The following is a 17,204-nucleotide window of genomic DNA, read 5'->3' as shown; positions in this document are numbered from 1 at the left end:
ACAGACCGCCGGCGGCGATCAGACAAGAGCAAAGCATGAACATCAGGCAAGCCGCTTAAGCCCAGAATCCTGTCTCAAATCCTTGCCCCGGTACAGTCGCAAGGCGATGGGCATCGTCGGCGGCAGCGTCAACGTCATCGGCTGGAGCCTGTCGAACAGCGTCCGGGCGCTGGGTGCGCTCGGCCGCAGGCCAGGCCATGGGGCAGGCTTCCGCCCGGCCAATGACGGCACCGATCGCGGCGCGCCGACCCTGAACCATGGCGTGAAGGCGGGCTGATCGATGACGCGCAAATCCCTTCGCACATACGTCCTCTTTTCGCTTCTGTCGGCCACAGCCATTCTCCCTCCGCTTCAGGGCGCTGGGGCACTAGAGATGCCGCCCGAGACGATGCCGCCCGACGAGTTGCCGATCGTGAAGGCTCTGCCGGGCGCCATGCGACCTCTCGCACCTCTGCGCCCGCTGCCCGCCAACCCGGAAGCCTTTTTCCTGCAAGGCGAGACCGCTCGTCTCGGTTTCGACGTCTTCGTCGCGGCTGGTGAGGCGCGGACCGGCGGCGTTTTGCAGCTCGGGCTCGACACCGATATTTCGGTGATGCCCGAGGCATCGTCCATGTCGGTTCTCCTCAACGGCGTGCCGGTCGATCGCTTCTCGATCGGCGGAAGCCGCAAGGCGCCTCGCCGCATCGCGCTTCTGCCAAGGGTTCTGCGCGGCGGCTGGAACCGGGTCGAGATCACGGTGGAGCAGCGCCACCGCGTCGACTGCTCGGTCGCCAGCACATACGAATTATGGACGCGGATCGACAATCGCGTTTCGGGTCTGCAATTTGCGGCCGAAGCCAGGCCAACACTCTCCAAATTGCCGCTGCTGCCGCTCGACGAAGAGGGCGTGTTCGTCGTCAGGATTTTAGGCGCGGCGCGTCAGCCGGAGATCGTGGAGACCATGTTGGCGACCGCCGCGCGCCTTGCCCGCGCGGCAAACGCGCCGTCGGCGCGTATCGAATTCGGCCCTCGGCCAGCCTCGTCGCAACAGCCCGGCAAGGAGAAGGCCGATCATCCGAAACCGGCCGGTCTCGACGTCTATTTCGCCAGTGCGGCCGAGCTCGCGGCGCTGGGCGGGGAGCATGACGATATCGATCCCAAGGCGGAAGAGCTTCAGTTTCCGAAAAGCGGCACGGCAACGCTCGTTGTCGATCCGCGCGACCACAAGAGGCTGGTGAGGCTCAGCGACACGCTCGAAGCGGCAGAGCGATCGGTGCGGGCCGCCTCCACGAAAGGCCGGGCTTTCGAAGCTCAGACCGCGACCTTCCGGGATCTTGGATTCTCGAGCCGCGACTTTTCCGGCCGCCTTTATCGTGGCGGCTTCCGTCTGGCTCTTCCGGCCGATGCGGTGATCTCCGATTACGCCTCCGCCGAGCTGACGCTCGATCTCGGCTATGCAGCGGGCCTTTCGGCCGACAGCGAATTTCGCGTTCTCGTCAATGGCAGGTCAGCCGCTATCCTGCCGCTCGGACGCAGCGACGGCGATGCGATGACCGCGAAATCGCTCAGCATCCCGCTGACCGCCTTCCGCCCCGGCGAGAACCACGTGGAGTTCGAGGCTGTGGTCTCGCGCCCTGCGGACAGGGAATGCGCGCCGGGTGTTCAGATAGAAGGCGATCCGCGTCTCCTGATTCTGGAAACCTCGACCATCCGGATCCCGCGCCTTGCGCGGATGGCCACGTTGCCCAATCTTGCCGCCTCCTTCTCCGGAAGAGGCATGGATGGTCGCACTTTGCATCCGGTGCGCCTCGCGGTGACGGGCTTCGACGACAATTCGCTTTCCGCCGCCGGCACCTTTTACACGCGCATCGCGCTTGAAAGGGCGGATTTGCCGCTTCCGAAAATCGTCGACGCCGACACGGTCATCACCGAGGGCGGAACGCTCCTTGCCGCCGCTGGCGACGTGCCCGAAGCCATGCGGGCCCATCTCAAGATCGATGATGCGACCCTGATCGAGCTTGCGGCCAATGCCGCTCGCCTTTCGGACTTGGCTTTGCTCATGTCGGGTCAGGACATCGACACGATGACGACCGGGGGCATCGGTTTCATATCGACAGCCGAAGCGCAGGCGCGTGACACGACACTCGAAAGCTGGCGGACAAGCTTCACCATCGAGGATGACCCCAACTGGCTTTGGGACGCGGTGGTGAGCGGCACGAAGGCGATCGCCTCGGTCGGCCTTGGCGGCGAAACAGCGCCGTTGCCGGTCGACGAGCATACCAGCCTCCTCATAAGTCAGTCTCCCGCCAAGGCAGGCCCCGGTGCCGTGACCCTCGTCACCGCGCCGAGCCCGTTGGATCTTGCCAGCGGAGTCGCTCATCTCGTCCAGCCGGCCCAGTGGTCGCAGCTGGAAGGCCGTGCCGCGCTCCTGAATGGCGACAGGATCGAGACGGTCCCCGGATATGTCAGCGCGATGCATGCGACCCAGCCCTTGGCCTTCGGGAATATGCGGCTCGTCATCGCCGCCTGGCTGTCGATGAACCCGGCGATCCATGCCGGCCTTCTCCTCCTGGCGGCCCTGGCCTTTGGCGGAGCGACGACGGTCGCGGTCAAGCGCGTCATCAAAGACGACGACGCCATTGTGACGCTCGGCAACGGGAGCAGAGGAGATGGTTGACCGCCGGTTTCTCCTGCGCCTTGCCGCTCTCTCGCTCGCCGTCGGCACTCTGACCGTCCCGGCAATGGTCGGTCCGGCTCTCGCGCGCGGCGTCGGCGATCCTGCAGACCGGGCCAGCTATGCGGCATGGCGCGAGCGGTTCGTCGGCCAAGGCGGGCGCGTGATCGACGACGCCAATGGCGGCGTCAGCCACAGCGAGGGTCAGGGATACGGCATGCTTCTCGCCGTCTTCCACGACGATCGCGCCGTCTTCGAAGAGCTCTGGCAATGGACGCGCAAGACCCTTTCCATTCGTTCCGATTCGCTTCTGGCCTGGCGCTATGATCCATCGGCCCGGCCCGCCGTGGCCGACACAAACAACGCGACGGATGGCGACCTCCTCGTCGCCTGGGCGCTCGCGGAGGCGTTCGGACGCTGGGGCGAGCCGGCGTTCGAGGAAGATGCATGCCGCATCGGAGCCGATATTCTTCGTCACACGGTCGTCGAGCATCAGGGTCGAGCGATCCTGCTTCCCGGTGCGGCCGGCTTCTCGGCGGCGGATCGGACCGACGGGCCGGTCGTCAATCTATCCTATTGGGTCTTCCCAGCCTTCGCGGCGCTAAACGAGGTGAAGCCGGATTCGCGGTGGCGTGCGCTCGCCGATAGCGGCTATGCGCTGATCGAGGCCTCACGCTTCGGCCCTGACGATCTGCCGAGTGACTGGATTTCGCTGGCTGCGGAAACCCCGCGACCTGCGGATGGGTTCAATCCCGTCTTCGGCTGGAACGCGCTACGCATTCCATTCCACCTTGCCTTCGCACCGCCCGAATGGCGCGGGAACCGCGGGCTTCTTGCGCCCTTCGTCTCCCTGTGGCCGCTCGGCGCTTCGCCGCGTCCCATCGCGGTCGGATCGCCGGCAACGCCGCTGCCGCCCGCTTTCGGGTCTTCCGGCTACGACGCCGTTCCGGCGCTGACGGCCTGTTCGGCCCACGCACAACCCTATCCCGACAGCCTGACGCGCTTTGCCGAGGAACCGTATTTCCCCGCGACCTTGCGTCTTCTGTCGCTTTGTGCCGCCAAGAGATGGTATCCCGAATGTCTCGTCTGATCCTTCGCGCCTCCTGTGCGCTCTTCGTTTGCGCCGGGGCCGTCTTCGCGTCGCCGGCCCTTGCCGAGACCAATCGACCGGCGCCGCTCGTCGACGAGAGCGCGCTTCGCTATTACGCCAACCACGATCAGCCGGAGCGTTTTCGGGCCGAGTTGAAGCGTTTACAGACACTCTATCCGAACTGGATCGCCCCCACGGATTTTTCCGACACAGCCGGCGATTCCGAGGCCGATCTATGGGCTCTGTTCGCCAAGGACGACCTCGAGGCTCTCGATCGTGAGATCGAGGCGCGCAAGGCGAGCACCGGCTATACGCCCTCGGACGATCTGACGGCCAAGCTGCGACTGAAGCATCTGCGTCGCCAGCTGATCGGCGCCTCGGACCGCAAGGCCTATGGGCAGGTGATCGAGATCGCATCCCGCGAGCCCGCACTCGGCGGATGCGCGGATCTCGACGTTTCCTGGCGGGTCGCGGAGGCCAAGGGCCGGACAACGACGGTGGCGGCGGCGATCGCCGATTACAGGACGCTGATCGATCGCTGCGCCAGCGTCGAAGAGCGTCGCGCGACCCTTCAGATCGCGCTCGCGGCCTTCGGTCACCAGGTGGCCGTCCTTCTGTCCGAACCCGCAATCGCGCAAGAGCGGACCGGCGCCTTCGACGCGATCGCGATCGACATGACCCGCGCTCAAATCGCCGCTGTCCTGGAAAACGACGCGCCGCTGCCGGACGAGGCCCGCCTGTCCCGTTTCGTCGAGACTTCGACGGCTTCGGGCAATGCCAGCGATCTCATTCTGATCGGCTGGCTTTTCCGTCATCGTCTTGACCATGCCGATGCGCTCGAGGCCTTCGATCTGGCCGCGCGACGCGCCGCAGAAACGCCCGATGCGCCGCAAAAGGCGCCTTGGCGGGCGGAAAGCGAACTCGGTGCGATCCTGTCCCTTGTCTCGCTGGAGCGGACCGAGGAGGCAGCCTCGCGCGCCAGCCAGGCACGGACCATGAGCGACCGGCTCGAAGGCCTCTATGTGGAGATCGAAGCGACCCGGTTCGAGGGCGATCCGCCGCCCCGCCGCCCCGACGCCGAGATCGCGGACTTTGCCGCTGCGACCGCACGCCAGCGCTCGGCGCGTGGGGCCGAAGTGCTCGGTTGGTACGCCCATGGCTTCAAGCAGATGACGACGGCGCGCCAGTGGTTCGAACAGTCGCTCGGCTATGGCGAGAGCGAGGGGGCCGCACGCGGGCTCATCCTCGCCGCCGCCGCATCCGGCGATCTGGCCGGCGCCAAGCGGTTGCGCGGCGAATGGGCCGAGCGATACGCCGCGCTGGCCGACCTCTCCTTGAACGAGACCCAAAAACCTGCGCGCGTCCAATCCGCGTCCCGGTCCGATCCCCTCATCGCCGCCTTCGAGGCGAAACGCTACGCGCGATGCGTCGAGATCGCGACGGCAGGCGGGGCCCTGAGCCCGGAGCGCTCGCTGATCCACGGCTGGTGCCTTCTGGAATTGAAGCGCCCGAGCGAAGCCCTGCAAGCCTTCGGCCAAGCGCTTTCGGGAGGGCCTGTGGTGCGGCGGGATGCCGAATATGGCCGCTCGCTGGCGCTCCTGGCCGCCGGCGATCTTCGAGGTGCGGGCGCGGTCGCCGATACGAGGCTGATGAGCGATGAGCGGCGGCGCGAGATCGGTCTTGCGATTCTCGCCGATCAGGCGATTGCCGCCTTCGACGCCAAGCACTATCGCGCTGTCCTGCAGATCCTCGACGAGCGCAGCCGCTTTGCGCCGGACAACCGTCGTCTCGCGCTTCTGCGCGGCTGGTCCTATTGGCATCTCAACCGCCGCAGCGAGGCCGAAGCCGTCTTCGAACGATCGGACCGAGCGCTCTCCACACGTGAAACCCGTGAGGCCCTCGCCGTCGTCCGGCAGAAGGGATTGTGATGATGCAGCGCTTTGGAAATCAGATGGTATCCCGCTTTTGGCCTCTGATAGGACTCGTCCTCGGCACTCTGGCTTCGAGCGGCTGCACCCGGTCGACCACCGCCTCCGACGTTCTGGCCTTCAGCGAACCGTCCTTGCGCGTGTCGACGAGCGAAAGCGTCGGCGAGAGGCGGCGTTGGGCCGAGCTGCCTTCAGGGGCAGGTCGAATTCTCGATGTGATCGAGACACGGCAGCCATCCATCGCGACCCAGCGCATCGTGCTTTCGGGCGAAGGCAGTTTTTCCGGGGAAAATCTGATCCGTCTTGAAACCGGGGGCCCAAAAGGCACCTCGCCGCGGCTTCTGCGCCCGCCGCGCCGCGAGGAGATCGTCGCCGAACTCACCGAAGCCGGCCTCGATCGCCCCGTCGTCATCGCCGACGAACCAAGCGCCAACGCCTATGGACCGTTCGGCTACGCCTTTCGAAAGGAAAGCGGCGGAAACTGCGTCTATGCCTGGCAGTGGCTCGACCTGCGCGAGGTCGAGGGGCTGTCGTCGGGATTCGGCATCCGCAAGCAGCCGATGAACATCCGAATCCGTCTCTGCCAAACGCGCTCTGTCAACGCGATCCTCGCGTCGATCCGCGATCTTCGTCTTCTCGGGAGCAACGGCACCACGGCCACCGCCTGGCGCCAGGGTGGCCCAGGCGGTGACGCGCTCACCATCGCCAATCGCGCAATGGGCGTGGCACGCGCAGACTATGCCGATCCCTTACCCGCAGAAGAAACCAAGCCGTCCGCGTCCTCGAGAGCGAAAGCACCGAGGGCCAGCCGTGTGAAACGGCCTGCCAGCACGGCATCGAAGCCGCAACGCACCGCTGAGACGGCAGTCGAAAGCGGGCCGCAAATCCCGACGCCATCCGATATGGAACAGGGGCGCTCAATCGACGCGTCCAGCCAGGCATCGGACGATCCAAAGCCTGTCGCCCAGACAAAGATAGAGACACCCGAACTGCCGGCGCGATCGTCGAACGAGATTCCCTTTATCCCCCTACCACCGGCTGGGACTTAAACAAGCATTGCGCCCATGAAAGCGAGCGCGGCAGAGCGGTCATGCGACCCAGTAAGCATTGAATAAAAGTCCGCGTCCGAACCCTCCCAAAAATCTCCAATCTCCCGGACACTATGACTGTCCCGCCCATCGACGCCACGTAATCCATTACGCGCTATGCTCATAAAGTGATACCGCCTTCCCCATCGCCTCGTATACTCGGGAGAACTATTTATTCTTACGAAGAAGGCAATGGTTGCAGAATGCAAAAGATCTTGGATTTATATATTATTGATATGATATTTTTATAATTCTGAACGTGAACTTATTATTATCAACTAATAACGCAAATTGTCTTCCCGACCTATTCTGCGTTCCGGAGGTTGCGCAATGATAGAGAAGCGTCGAGAGCAACGCCATCGTGTCCGGTTTCGTCAAGCCATCGTGACCACTTTGAACAAGCGCTACATCGAGGGCGCAGCGTTTCTTGACCTGTCCAAATCCGGCGCGCGCCTGCGCCGTTTTGTAGGAACAGCCGGCATTCCCGAGGATGTGGCAATATGCGACGTCTCGGAGCGGACCCTTTGCAACGCGAAAGTCGCCTGGATCACCGCGATCGAAATCGGGTTGCGGTTCAAAGGGACTCATAGTCGCGTGAGCGAGCCGGAAATGGCCGCACTGATCGCTGCCGATCTGGCTCCCAAGGAGACATCCGAGCCGAAGCCGAACGCGTCCGAGAAGCGGCGTTGGACCCGGCGCAAGACACGGATGCGGCCCGTCGTACTCTCCACATTCGACAGCCGCGATGTGCAGGATGGAATGATGCTCGATATTTCCGACGGCGGCGCACGCTTGCGGCTTTTCCGCAAATGCGACTTACCGCATTTTCTGATCCTATTTGATGAAGTCGAGAGAATAACGCGTCGCGTAAAGGTCGTTTGGATAAACAAGACCGAAATGGGCGTTAGCTATATTTCATGAGAGCTGTGCCTTTGAGAATGGACGTTCAAGCTTAACTTCTGAAGGAGACAGCGACAGAAAGGGGCTCGCGGCGGCGCCCCGTCCTCAGACGATGAGAATGAAAAGGTCCATAGCAGACTGAGGATGCGTGGATTGCTCCCAAAGGGCATTCCATTCTTTCAGCGACAGCCGCAAGCGCCACTCGATGTATTGATCGAACTCATAAACGATCGATTTCAAACGCGCTGAGAGGCAATTGTCCCGTCTGTGTCTGGCGCCCCGTTCGACGATCGTCGGGCTCTGACCGTGGATTAGACCCTCCGCTTCGATGCCGATCGCAGACAGCAGCATTGCCGTCTTATTCGAACGAGAGATCGGGCATAGTCTTTCGCGATCGACGATCACGATTAACCCATGATTTATAAGATGAAAATAAGCTGCCCTCCGAGAAAACCAAGGACAAACGGAATGGACACGAATTTCGATCGGCCTATCCGAATTGGTCTCGTCGACGACGATCCCATCTTCTCGGAACACACCACAAACATGCTCGATCTCCGTGTTGACATGACAGCCTTTCGCTTCGAAAGTTATTCGGAGATTGAAAAAGCTATCAAAACTGACGAATTGGACTGCATCGTTGTCGATTACAATCTTGGCGGAGATAACGGCCTCAATCTGCACCTCAATCTGTCGAGCCGATATGCAAAACTTCCGCCTCTGATCCTGATCTCCGGCGCGGGCGATGAAAAGACCGTCGTCAGAGCCTTTCGAAACGGATTTTCGGATTACGTTTCGAAACGGCAGTTCAATATCGACGAGCTTTGCGCGAGCGTCCGCCGCGTCGTGGCCAAGGCGCGCACGACCAGGGCCGAGGCTTTCAGCCCCGCACATCAGTCGGTCGATCGAGATAGCGACGACCATACAGGTCTTTACTCGTCATCCTTTCTCAGACGTCGCATTGACGAACTTCTGGCGGACCCTCGACGCCGTCCTTTCGCGATTATCGGCATCCGCATTTCGCGGATGAAAGAGATCCGCGCCGAGATCGGTCATGTCAGGAGCGAGCGGGTCCGTCACGAATTTGCCTGCGCTCTGAAGCGGGTCAGCGACACGCTCGATATCGCAGGGGGGTGGCAAGACGACGAATGGATGGTCCTGCTTGACGGCGTGCCCTCGAAGCTGAGAATCGATGAGACAGCGGCAAGGCTCAGTGAGGCTCTGGCGTTGCGGACAGAGGTCTCCGGTCTCGTCGTTGATCTGCATCCGGAGATCAGGGTCGCCGGATTTCCTGATGCCGCGAGCGATCTCGCATCGCTGATGGCGATCGCCTTTCCGAACAGCGATGGGGTTTCGAACCCGGAACGATCGAGCGTCAGCAACGGATCGAATTGGCTCGATCCGGACGCCGCATCGATCGAGAGCGCGTCCTCCTCCTGCGTATCCAGCTTCCAGGAGCGCCGTCGGGAGCGCCGAAGGCGGGTGATGAAGCGCGGTCAGATCATTCATGGAAACCATGATCTTTCCGTCATGTGCAATATCCGAGATCAGTCATCACGGGGCGCTCGCTTGCGGCTCGACAGTTGGATTGCCGCGCCCAAGACACTAGAGCTGCGCATTGTGGGCTCTGGCTTCAAGCAGCGGGCGGCCCTTCGCTGGCAGAAGGGGTTAGATGTCGGCATCGAATTCGAGGAGGAAATGCCGTGAGCGCTGTTGAGCCCAATGCCGCCTTCCAAGCGAAGATGACCAAGCTGAGGGACCGGTTTCGCGAGCGGGCGATCGACCAATATCATACCCTTCGAGAGTTGAGCCCGTCGCTGAACGCTGATCTTCAAAACATCGAGGCGGTTCGCGTGATCGCTCATTCGCTCGCCGGGTCCGCGGGCCTGTTCGGCTTTGAAGAGGTCGCCAGACAGGCCGCCAGTCTCGAAGACCGGATCGTCAACCGCGCCGGGCTTGAGACTGTCAGCCGATACACCGACGAGCTGTGTTCGCTTCTTCACACGAGCGTCGTCGAACACGCCTGAGGCCGGCCCGGCGCGCCATGCGCCACGTCAAGATCGCAGCTCTTGCTTCAGGTTTCGGCGCATGATGCAGGTGCAGTCAGAAGAGCCGGCCGATCGTTCGCCATTATATATTGCATGCGGGGTAGACTTATGGATGACTGCAACCTCATCACCAACTCGTCGGTCGATCAGATCCCGCCTCACGCGCCAGGTTCGGATCAGGCGCCCGCTCGCCCTGTCGTCTCTATCGTGACCGACGACCTCGATGATTTTGACGGTATATCGCACCTTCTCGAAGGCATTGGCTATACGCCAAGAGACGGTCGCCTGCAGGGGTTCGGCGAGACGGTCCTTGCAACACTCGTCAACGCTGATTGCGATCCCGATTTCAACCGAGCGCGACGCAAGGCCGAGTCGTCTCATGTGATGATGTATAACCTTCCGCATGCATTCGATCGGCGTTTGGCGGCCGCCCGCTCGGGCGTAGAGCTGGCCGTCTCGTCTGCAATCAATCCGGTTGAACTCAGCGCCTGGCTGATCGACTGCGAACGCAAGGCGGACGACAAGACGCATTTTTCAGTCATGATCGTCGACGACGACGAGATCGCGGCGGAAGTTTACGCCGAAGCCATGCGCGAGTTTGGCATGGTCTGCCGCGTCATTTCCGATGTCGACGACGTCATCGAGGCGATCGACGCCGCGCCACCCGACATTATCGTCATGGATATGCAGATGCCGAAAGCGACAGGCATTGAAGTGGCATCTGTCATCCGGCAGTCGCGCTCGACCTTGGCGACGCCCATCGTGTTTCTCTCGGCGGAACGCGATCTCGACGTTCAATTCAGTGCGCGCTCGATCGGCGGCGACGACTTCATCTCCAAACCGATCAACGCCTATAAGCTCGTCGAGCGCATTCGGATGCGCGCCACACGCGCGCTCGCGCTCCGACAAATGATGGAGTCCGATGGGCTCACGGGACTTCTCAATCATGCCCGATTCAAGGACCGCGTCGAGAAAGAGGTCGAACGATCTCGGCGGACCGGGTCACCGCTGGCGCTATGTCTGATCGATATTGATCATTTCAAATCCGTCAACGATACCTATGGGCACCAGCTTGGCGACCATGTCATCCAGGTTCTCGCCAGCACCCTCCGCAACAGTCTCAGACGTACCGACGTGATCGCCCGCTACGGGGGTGAGGAATTCGGCGTGCTTCTCCTCGACACTGATCTGGATCAGGCCAATCTCGTCATCGAACGAATTCGAGAGCGCTTTTCCACCTCGCCTATCCCTTACGAAAAGGGCGAACTCTCCGTCTCCTTCAGCGCCGGCGTGTCCAGTTGGGCAATGCCTCGCGACGCGGCGTCGCTCTTCAAGACGGCCGATGTCGCGCTCTATCAGGCCAAGCGAAACGGCCGCGATCGGGTGGTCACAGCTCCGACTGCATAACGGACGCATCGGTCCTGGTTCGGTTTATGCAGCACCGGGCGCCTTTCGGCGCCCGGTGTTTTTTCGTCTTTGCGGCGAAACGACCTCGAGAGCGACCTGACTTCACTGAAACGCGGACACCGCCGCGGCCAGAGAGCGAAATGCGATAAATTGAAATCGCAATTTCTCTATAAGTGTCTGTTTTTACGCATGATGCCGAAAAGTCATGCAACTTTTCGGCATCATGCTTTGGCCACTCCAGGCGTCAGGCCGCGCGTGACAGTCTTCGGGACATCGACATGATGGCCTCGACGATGTCTTGATCGGATGAGCGCGATTTGACCAATCTCACTTTGGAATGAACCGCCTCCACGCCCACCTCCTCCGACGATAGCAGCAATGTCGGAACGTCGAGACCTTCACGAGCCAATTCGGCAAGGAAATCCTCCGCGCGTCCATCGGGACAGGCGCTGTCGATAATGAGGACGTCGTATCTGCCAAGGCGAATCCTTTCGCGCGCTTCGCCAAAGGTTCTGGCACGTATCAATTCAACCTTGTCGCGCATCATGGCACCGATGATTTCGGCAAAGTCGTCATCGGCCTCGATATGGAGACCACGAGGCAACAGATCTGGCTCATCGGCTTCGTCCGCGCCGCGCTTCACGTCGTCCGGCAAGCCGCTCGCCGGGGTGTCGGTTAGCGGCAGATCGAACCAGAAGACAGCCCCGGCCTCGTCGCCGTTGTGATAACCGATCCGGCCGCCCGAACGCTCGATGATCGCCTTGCAGATACTCAGGCCAAGGCCCGAACCGCCTTTGGCGCGCGTCGAGGACGAATCGGCCTGACTGAACCGCGTGAAGATCTTCGCGCGAAACGCGTCCGGAACGCCGGGCCCCTCGTCGCTGACGCTGACGCGCACGCTCTCGGCTCGGCGCTCCAGGTGCAGCCGAACCGTGCTGCCCTTGGGCGAGAACTTCACCGCATTCGACAAAAGATTGGCGAGAACCTGATGAATTCGGCCGCCGTCGACATAAACGTCGAAATCCTCCCCGTCATCGCTGATGACCGCCTCGACCCCCGCTTTGTCGAAGAGCGGCCGGTTTGCGTCGACGGCCTCCTGGACGATGGTTTCAAGGTGGCATGGCGAGGGGTCCAACGTCATCTCGCCCGAAGCGATCTTCTCGATGTCGAGAATGTCGTTGATCAGCTCGATGAGCCGCTCGCAATTGTTTTGAGCGATCTGGAGAAGCCTCTCGATATTCGGGCTCAGACTGCCGCCTTGCGAACCGAAGATCAGACCGAGCGAGCCGCGGATCGAGGTCAGGGGTGTGCGCAGTTCGTGACTGACCGTCGCCACGAATTCGCTTTTCAACCGCTCGACCTGTTTGCGGTCATCAATGTCGAGGAACTGGAGGATGGCGTATTCGCCATCGGACAAGAGAGGTCCCCGGCGAACCAGCGACAGGCTGAACAGGCACCAGACCTCGTGTCCATCGCGATGGCGCACCCGCATCTCCGCCATATGCGGATGTGTCTGACCAGCGAAAAGACCTTCCACCAATCCGCACACGATCTCGCGGTCGTCAAAATGGATGATATCGCGAAGCGAAAATGCGTCGAGATCAGCCATGTCATATCCGACCAGTTCGCGGAACGATGAATTGACCTGCAGCCAGTCGGACTTGGCATCGATCAACGCCATTCCGACAGGCGCGTTCTCGATGGTCTGGCGGAAGCGTTCCCTGCTCTCGCGAAGCGCAGCCTCCGCCTCTTTCAGTTCGGTGATGTCGATCTCGATGCCGACCATTCTGAGCGCCCGGCCATCGCTGGCCCGCTCACTGATCGTCGCATCGGATCGCAGCCAGATCCAATGGCCGTCCACATGTCGGAAGCGAAATTCGCTCGTCGAACGGTCTGATCGGCCTTCGATGCAAGCGCGGTCATTTGCGAGGACGTGGGCGAGGTCATAAGGGTGGACCCGTGCCAGCCATTCGCCCTGAGCGTCGATCTCCGCATTCTCATCAAAACCACGCATCCGCTTCCATGTATGCGAGACATAGGATTTCTGGCTCGCAAGGTCTATGTCGTAGATCGCGATCTCAGCCCCTTCCATCGCAAGGCGCAGCCGCTCCTCGCTCACCGCGAGGGCTGCCTCAATCTGATGGGCGGCGGTGATGTCGCGAAGGATCAGGGTTGACCGATGGCGCCCCGTTTCCGTCGTCCAGTCGTTCTGTTGAAGATCGAGGACAACCTCCCGGCCGGACTGGGTTTGCGCACGCACCGTGGATCCGGATGTAACGCCTTCGATTCTGTCATCCGCCGTTCCAGCTTCCGGAGCGGCGGATAGAGGCAGATTCAATAGGGTGGTGACGCTGCGACCTGCCAAGTCGCTGGCCGCATATTCGAACAGCGAGCGGGCGGCTTCGTTCGCCGACAGAATGCATTGGTCCTCATCGAGAACAACCACGCCGACAACCGCCGTATCGATGACCGCGCGGTTCTCGCGCTCGCGCGCGGCGATCTCCTTCGTCTGCCGATTGACCTGCAAGCGAATCTCATCGCTGCGTCGCGCATTGGCGTAGAGAAGACTTCCGAGAAGCAGCGTAATGAGAAGGCCGCTGGCAAGGACAAGCACTGGCAGATGGTCCTGGACCGAGGCTTCGAAGGCCGGCGTGCTGCGCCAGACCAGTGTCCAGTTCCGTTGCATGATGTTCAGCGTTTTGCTTTGAATGAAATTGGCTGAGCCCGGTGTGCGCGCATCGGCCTCGCTGCTATCATAGATGAGCTGGTCATCTTCGGGCATCTCGCCGTCGAAGACGGCAAGGTCGATCATGCGACCTTGGCTTGACGTCAGATCGGACAAGAATTTCTTGCCGATGAACGGGGCGTACACCCAGCCTTGAAACGCCCGTCGGCGATCCTCGACCGTTTCGAGCGGCGCACCCCAGGCATACCACGATCTCAGAAGGAGGAAGCCGGGGCTTTTAGTATCGTCCTGGACGAGAAGAATGCGCCCGGTAATTGCTGGTTGTCCGGTGTCGCGCGCCTTCGTGGCAGCGATATATCTCTCCTTCTCAAATGCGATATCGAGGCCAACGGCTTGCCGGTTCGGCTCCACCGGCTCGATATATTTTATGATGAAAAGATCGTCGCTTTGGGTTTCCGGTTTGATCGTGAGCCCCTGCACACCATCGGCGGCAATCCTTTCGAGGAACGCATCGATCTCGGCACGCTTGATCGCGTCGATGAGACCGATTCCATTGATGCCCTCAAGATTGTCTTCGATCGATAAGGTTTCGACAAACCGGCTCCAGTCGTCGAGGGTCACCTCGTCTGAGGCCTGCAGGAGGGCCGCGCCGGCGTCCAGGCTGTTCGCATAGGTGTCGATGCGATGCTCCAAAGCATGCTCGCTGTCACCGACGAGGCGGGCAAAGGTTTCAGCCTGGCTCTTATAGGTGATCTCGCTCGTCAGCTTCCAGGCATAGAACGTCGCCATCAAAGGCAGAGCCAGAACGATGAGCGACACCATTGGGAGCTTTGCGATCGCCACACCCTTCCACTGTGGATTAAACGATCCCATCGGGGCAAGGCACGCAAGCGGCAGCACTAGAAGGACGCCCGCGACATCGCCGAGCCACCATGTCAGCCAGTTCTCGGCGACCTGCTGAGGCTGGACGAAGCCTGCAGCCAACAGGACGCCAACTCCGACCGAGGCGCTGATAAGGCACGGCAAGGGCGCCGACAGGGTGCCGATCAGGGCAATGTCCCGCCAGCCTTCGAGACGGACCGGATGCCCGAAACCGCGCGCGACGAGAACATAGGCCGCGATCGCCTGGAGAGACGATCCGGCCGCGATCCCGGCCGCGACGGCGAGCCCCACGCCGTCGATGCCGCCCGAACCGATGGCGCCGCCATTGATCGCGTTGACGAGGAATGACCCAAGGAGAACGCCCGGCCAAAGGGTCCATCCCCCATAAAGAAGGCCCGCCAGTGCAAGGCCCGAGGCGGGCCAGATCAGCGTCGCATATCCCGGCGGGACCGCGAGCTGCAATCCGATCCACCCCGACAGGCCATAGAGCACAGCGAGGAGCGCAATGCGCTCCGGATAGCTGAAGCGTGGTTTGAAAGATGGATATTGGTGAATCGGACGCATGATCTCATCTGATATTATCTCTCAAGATACGGCCATGCTAGCGGGTAAATCAGATCGATTGGTAAACTGAGTGGGCTGAAATTCCGACTTGGCCACAGCAACGCGGCTAAGAATATTTGCAGTCTGTTATCACGCGAGATATCCGAGGGGGCCGCGCTAAAACGAGAGCCCATTGTAACCATTTAAACACCTTCATCTCCTAACCTTTTCTTACATCTTCGAGAAGGTCATGAATGATGTCTCTCTGGCAAGCTCTGCTCGCAAATCTCGCCCTTGCGGCGCTTGTCATGCTCGCTCTCGACTATGCCCTCGGCTTAACGACCCGATGGAACGCGACACTCGGTTCCTGTGCGAAGGGTGGTCTCCTGGGGCTCGGAGCCATTGGCATGATGGTCGTGCTGCCGACCTTGGTCGGCGGTGCCCTTCTCGATCTGCGCTCGATCTTCGTCGCAGCTTCCAGCTTCGTTTTCGGACCATTGGCCGGCCTTGTCAGCACCGCGATTGCGGTCCTGGCACGTCTCGTGCTTGGGGGAGAAACGGCGAATGTCGGTGTCGGCAATATCGTGATGGCCGCTTTGGCCGGCATGGCGGCGCGACGGTTTTCGGCGGGGCAGATTGCGCCGCGATGGGCCCTTCTGATTTTCGCATTGGCTGTCACAGCAACCAACCTCGCCACCTATTTCCTCCTGCCTCTGAATATGGCCGTCGCACTCCTGGAGCGGACCGGCCCGGCCTATTTGTCGCTGAGCTTTCTCGGAGCCCTGTTCATCGGCTCGTCCATCCGAGCGATGGAGGGACGCCGGGCGCTGGAGACATCGAACATGATCTACCGCAAAATGGTCGAACAGCTTCCGGACGCCTTGAATTTCAAGGACGCTAAGGGACGTTTCGTTGTCGCCAATCCGGCGACGGCTCGGCTCGTGGGTGTTGAGGAGGTTAGCGACCTGATCGGAAAAACGGATTTCGATTTCCATCCGGAAGACCTTGCGCAACGCTACCGCGCCGATGAAGTGAGTCTGCTGGGAAGCCGAGAGGCGACGCGTCTGGAACAGCCTGCTCTGTTGGAGAATGGGAGACCAGGGTGGCTCGCCACGCTCAAAGCGCCGCTGATCGATGATCAGGGCAGGGTCGCAGGGCTGATAACCCACAATCGCGACATCACGGAAGAACGGGCGAATGCCGAGGTCAAGAACGAATTCCTGTCCGTGGTCAGCCATGAGCTTCGAACGCCGCTGACCTCGATCAAAGGCTCGCTCGGCCTCTTGAGCTCAGAGCGCTTTGGACCGATCGATCCGAAGGCAGCGAATCTTCTGCAGATCGCCCAGGTCAATTCGGACCGGCTTCTTCGCCTCGTCAACGACCTCCTCGATATGGAGACGATCGATCGCGGAAAGCTGAAGGTCGTCATTCAGCCGACGCGTCTCGAGGACGCTGTCCGTCAGGCGGTCGCCGAGGTCAAAGGCTATCTTGTCGAAAAAGGCGTCACGATCACCGTCGAGAACACTTGCAAAGGGGCGGTGGTCGCTGTCGACCCAGATCGTTTCCAGCAAGTGCTCGGCAATCTTCTGTCGAACGCAATGAAATTCTCACCGGCGCAATCCGTGGTGACGATTCGGCTCGCTGATTTGGATGGCACCGCCCGAATGTCCGTGGTCGATCATGGGCCTGGCATCCCAAAGGACTTCCAGTCCAGGCTTTTCAAGAAGTTCGAACAAGCCGCGTCTGGGCCAAAGCGCAAGTCCGGCGGAACGGGACTTGGTCTCAGCATCACGAAATCCATCGTGGAAGCCATGAACGGACGGATCACCTTCGAGACGGCCGATGGACAAGGCACGACCTTCCATGTCGACCTGCCCCTATACGATGCGCTCGCGGCAAAGCGTGGTCGAACTCAGGCGACTGCGGCTTGAAGCCAAGCGATCATCGTCCTCTTGTTCTCTGCGACAACCTTCGCTCTC

Annotated in this window: 12 protein-coding genes; 10 read left to right on the top strand and 2 right to left on the bottom strand. The window is 61.2% G+C overall.

From position 1 onward, the window contains the following. The 6 genes from B9A15_RS22705 to B9A15_RS21125 all read left to right on the top strand — a co-directional run. Positions 1 to 277: hypothetical protein (locus tag B9A15_RS22705; RefSeq protein ID WP_210190563.1), on the top strand; the 277-nt coding region annotated here is incomplete at its 5' end. Between the two features lie 3 nt (positions 278 to 280). Continuing rightward, positions 281 to 2,656: a cellulose biosynthesis cyclic di-GMP-binding regulatory protein BcsB gene (locus B9A15_RS21145; RefSeq protein ID WP_084412791.1), complete on the top strand. Its 2,376-nt coding sequence runs from the start codon at positions 281 to 283 to the stop codon at positions 2,654 to 2,656. After that, positions 2,649 to 3,743 carry a family 8 glycosyl hydrolase gene (locus B9A15_RS21140; RefSeq protein ID WP_084412789.1) on the top strand — a complete coding sequence of 365 codons (1,095 nt, stop codon included), beginning with the start codon at positions 2,649 to 2,651 and terminating at the stop codon, positions 3,741 to 3,743. Before B9A15_RS21145 ends, B9A15_RS21140 begins: the two co-directional genes overlap by 8 nt. Continuing rightward, on the top strand, positions 3,731 to 5,671 hold the full coding sequence (locus B9A15_RS21135; protein ID WP_084412787.1) for a hypothetical protein: 1,941 nt from the start codon (positions 3,731 to 3,733) through the stop codon (positions 5,669 to 5,671). The genes B9A15_RS21140 and B9A15_RS21135 overlap by 13 nt, the downstream gene beginning before the upstream one ends. Then, positions 5,671 to 6,720 carry a cellulose biosynthesis protein BcsN gene (gene bcsN, locus B9A15_RS21130; RefSeq protein ID WP_139798536.1) on the top strand — a complete coding sequence of 350 codons (1,050 nt, stop codon included), beginning with the start codon at positions 5,671 to 5,673 and terminating at the stop codon, positions 6,718 to 6,720. Before B9A15_RS21135 ends, bcsN begins: the two co-directional genes overlap by 1 nt. Positions 6,721 to 7,089: 369 nt before the next feature. Then, positions 7,090 to 7,680, top strand: a complete 591-nt coding sequence (locus tag B9A15_RS21125) for a PilZ domain-containing protein (protein ID WP_139798535.1) — start codon at positions 7,090 to 7,092, stop codon at positions 7,678 to 7,680. An 84-nt stretch (positions 7,681 to 7,764) separates the two neighbouring features. On the opposite strand, the gene B9A15_RS23915 is transcribed toward B9A15_RS21125, so the two are convergent. Continuing rightward, complete coding sequence (locus B9A15_RS23915; RefSeq protein WP_084412781.1) at positions 7,765 to 8,010, bottom strand: hypothetical protein; 246 nt, start codon at positions 8,008 to 8,010, stop codon at positions 7,765 to 7,767. Positions 8,011 to 8,073: 63 nt separating this feature from the next. Between B9A15_RS23915 and B9A15_RS21115 the strand changes: the two genes are divergently transcribed. The 3 genes from B9A15_RS21115 to B9A15_RS21105 all read left to right on the top strand — a co-directional run bounded on the left by B9A15_RS21115 (position 8,074) and on the right by B9A15_RS21105 (position 11,114). Further along, entirely contained in the window at positions 8,074 to 9,366 is a 1,293-nt protein-coding gene (locus tag B9A15_RS21115; RefSeq protein ID WP_084412779.1) for a GGDEF domain-containing protein, read from the top strand. Continuing rightward, complete coding sequence (locus B9A15_RS21110; RefSeq protein WP_084412777.1) at positions 9,363 to 9,686, top strand: Hpt domain-containing protein; 324 nt, start codon at positions 9,363 to 9,365, stop codon at positions 9,684 to 9,686. The genes B9A15_RS21115 and B9A15_RS21110 overlap by 4 nt, the downstream gene beginning before the upstream one ends. 129 nt (positions 9,687 to 9,815) lie before the next feature. Continuing rightward, a complete protein-coding gene (locus tag B9A15_RS21105; protein WP_170923394.1) occupies positions 9,816 to 11,114 on the top strand; it encodes a GGDEF domain-containing protein in 1,299 nt (432 codons plus the stop codon). Between the two features lie 244 nt (positions 11,115 to 11,358). Here the strand turns inward: B9A15_RS21105 and B9A15_RS21100 are convergent, their stop codons facing one another. Beyond that, the gene (locus tag B9A15_RS21100; RefSeq protein ID WP_084412773.1) at positions 11,359 to 15,246 is read right to left on the bottom strand and encodes a PAS domain S-box protein; all 3,888 of its coding nucleotides are present in this window, start codon (positions 15,244 to 15,246) and stop codon (positions 11,359 to 11,361) included. A 233-nt stretch (positions 15,247 to 15,479) separates the two neighbouring features. Here B9A15_RS21100 and B9A15_RS21095 point away from each other — a divergent pair, with 233 nt between their 5' ends. Continuing rightward, entirely contained in the window at positions 15,480 to 17,156 is a 1,677-nt protein-coding gene (locus B9A15_RS21095) for an ATP-binding protein (protein ID WP_084412772.1), read from the top strand. Positions 17,157 to 17,204 lie beyond the last annotated feature (48 nt).

The organism is Fulvimarina manganoxydans, from assembly GCF_900176465.1.
GTDB classification, from domain to species: domain Bacteria; phylum Pseudomonadota; class Alphaproteobacteria; order Rhizobiales; family Rhizobiaceae; genus Fulvimarina; species Fulvimarina manganoxydans.
This window is presented reverse-complemented; position numbering and strand designations above follow the sequence as displayed.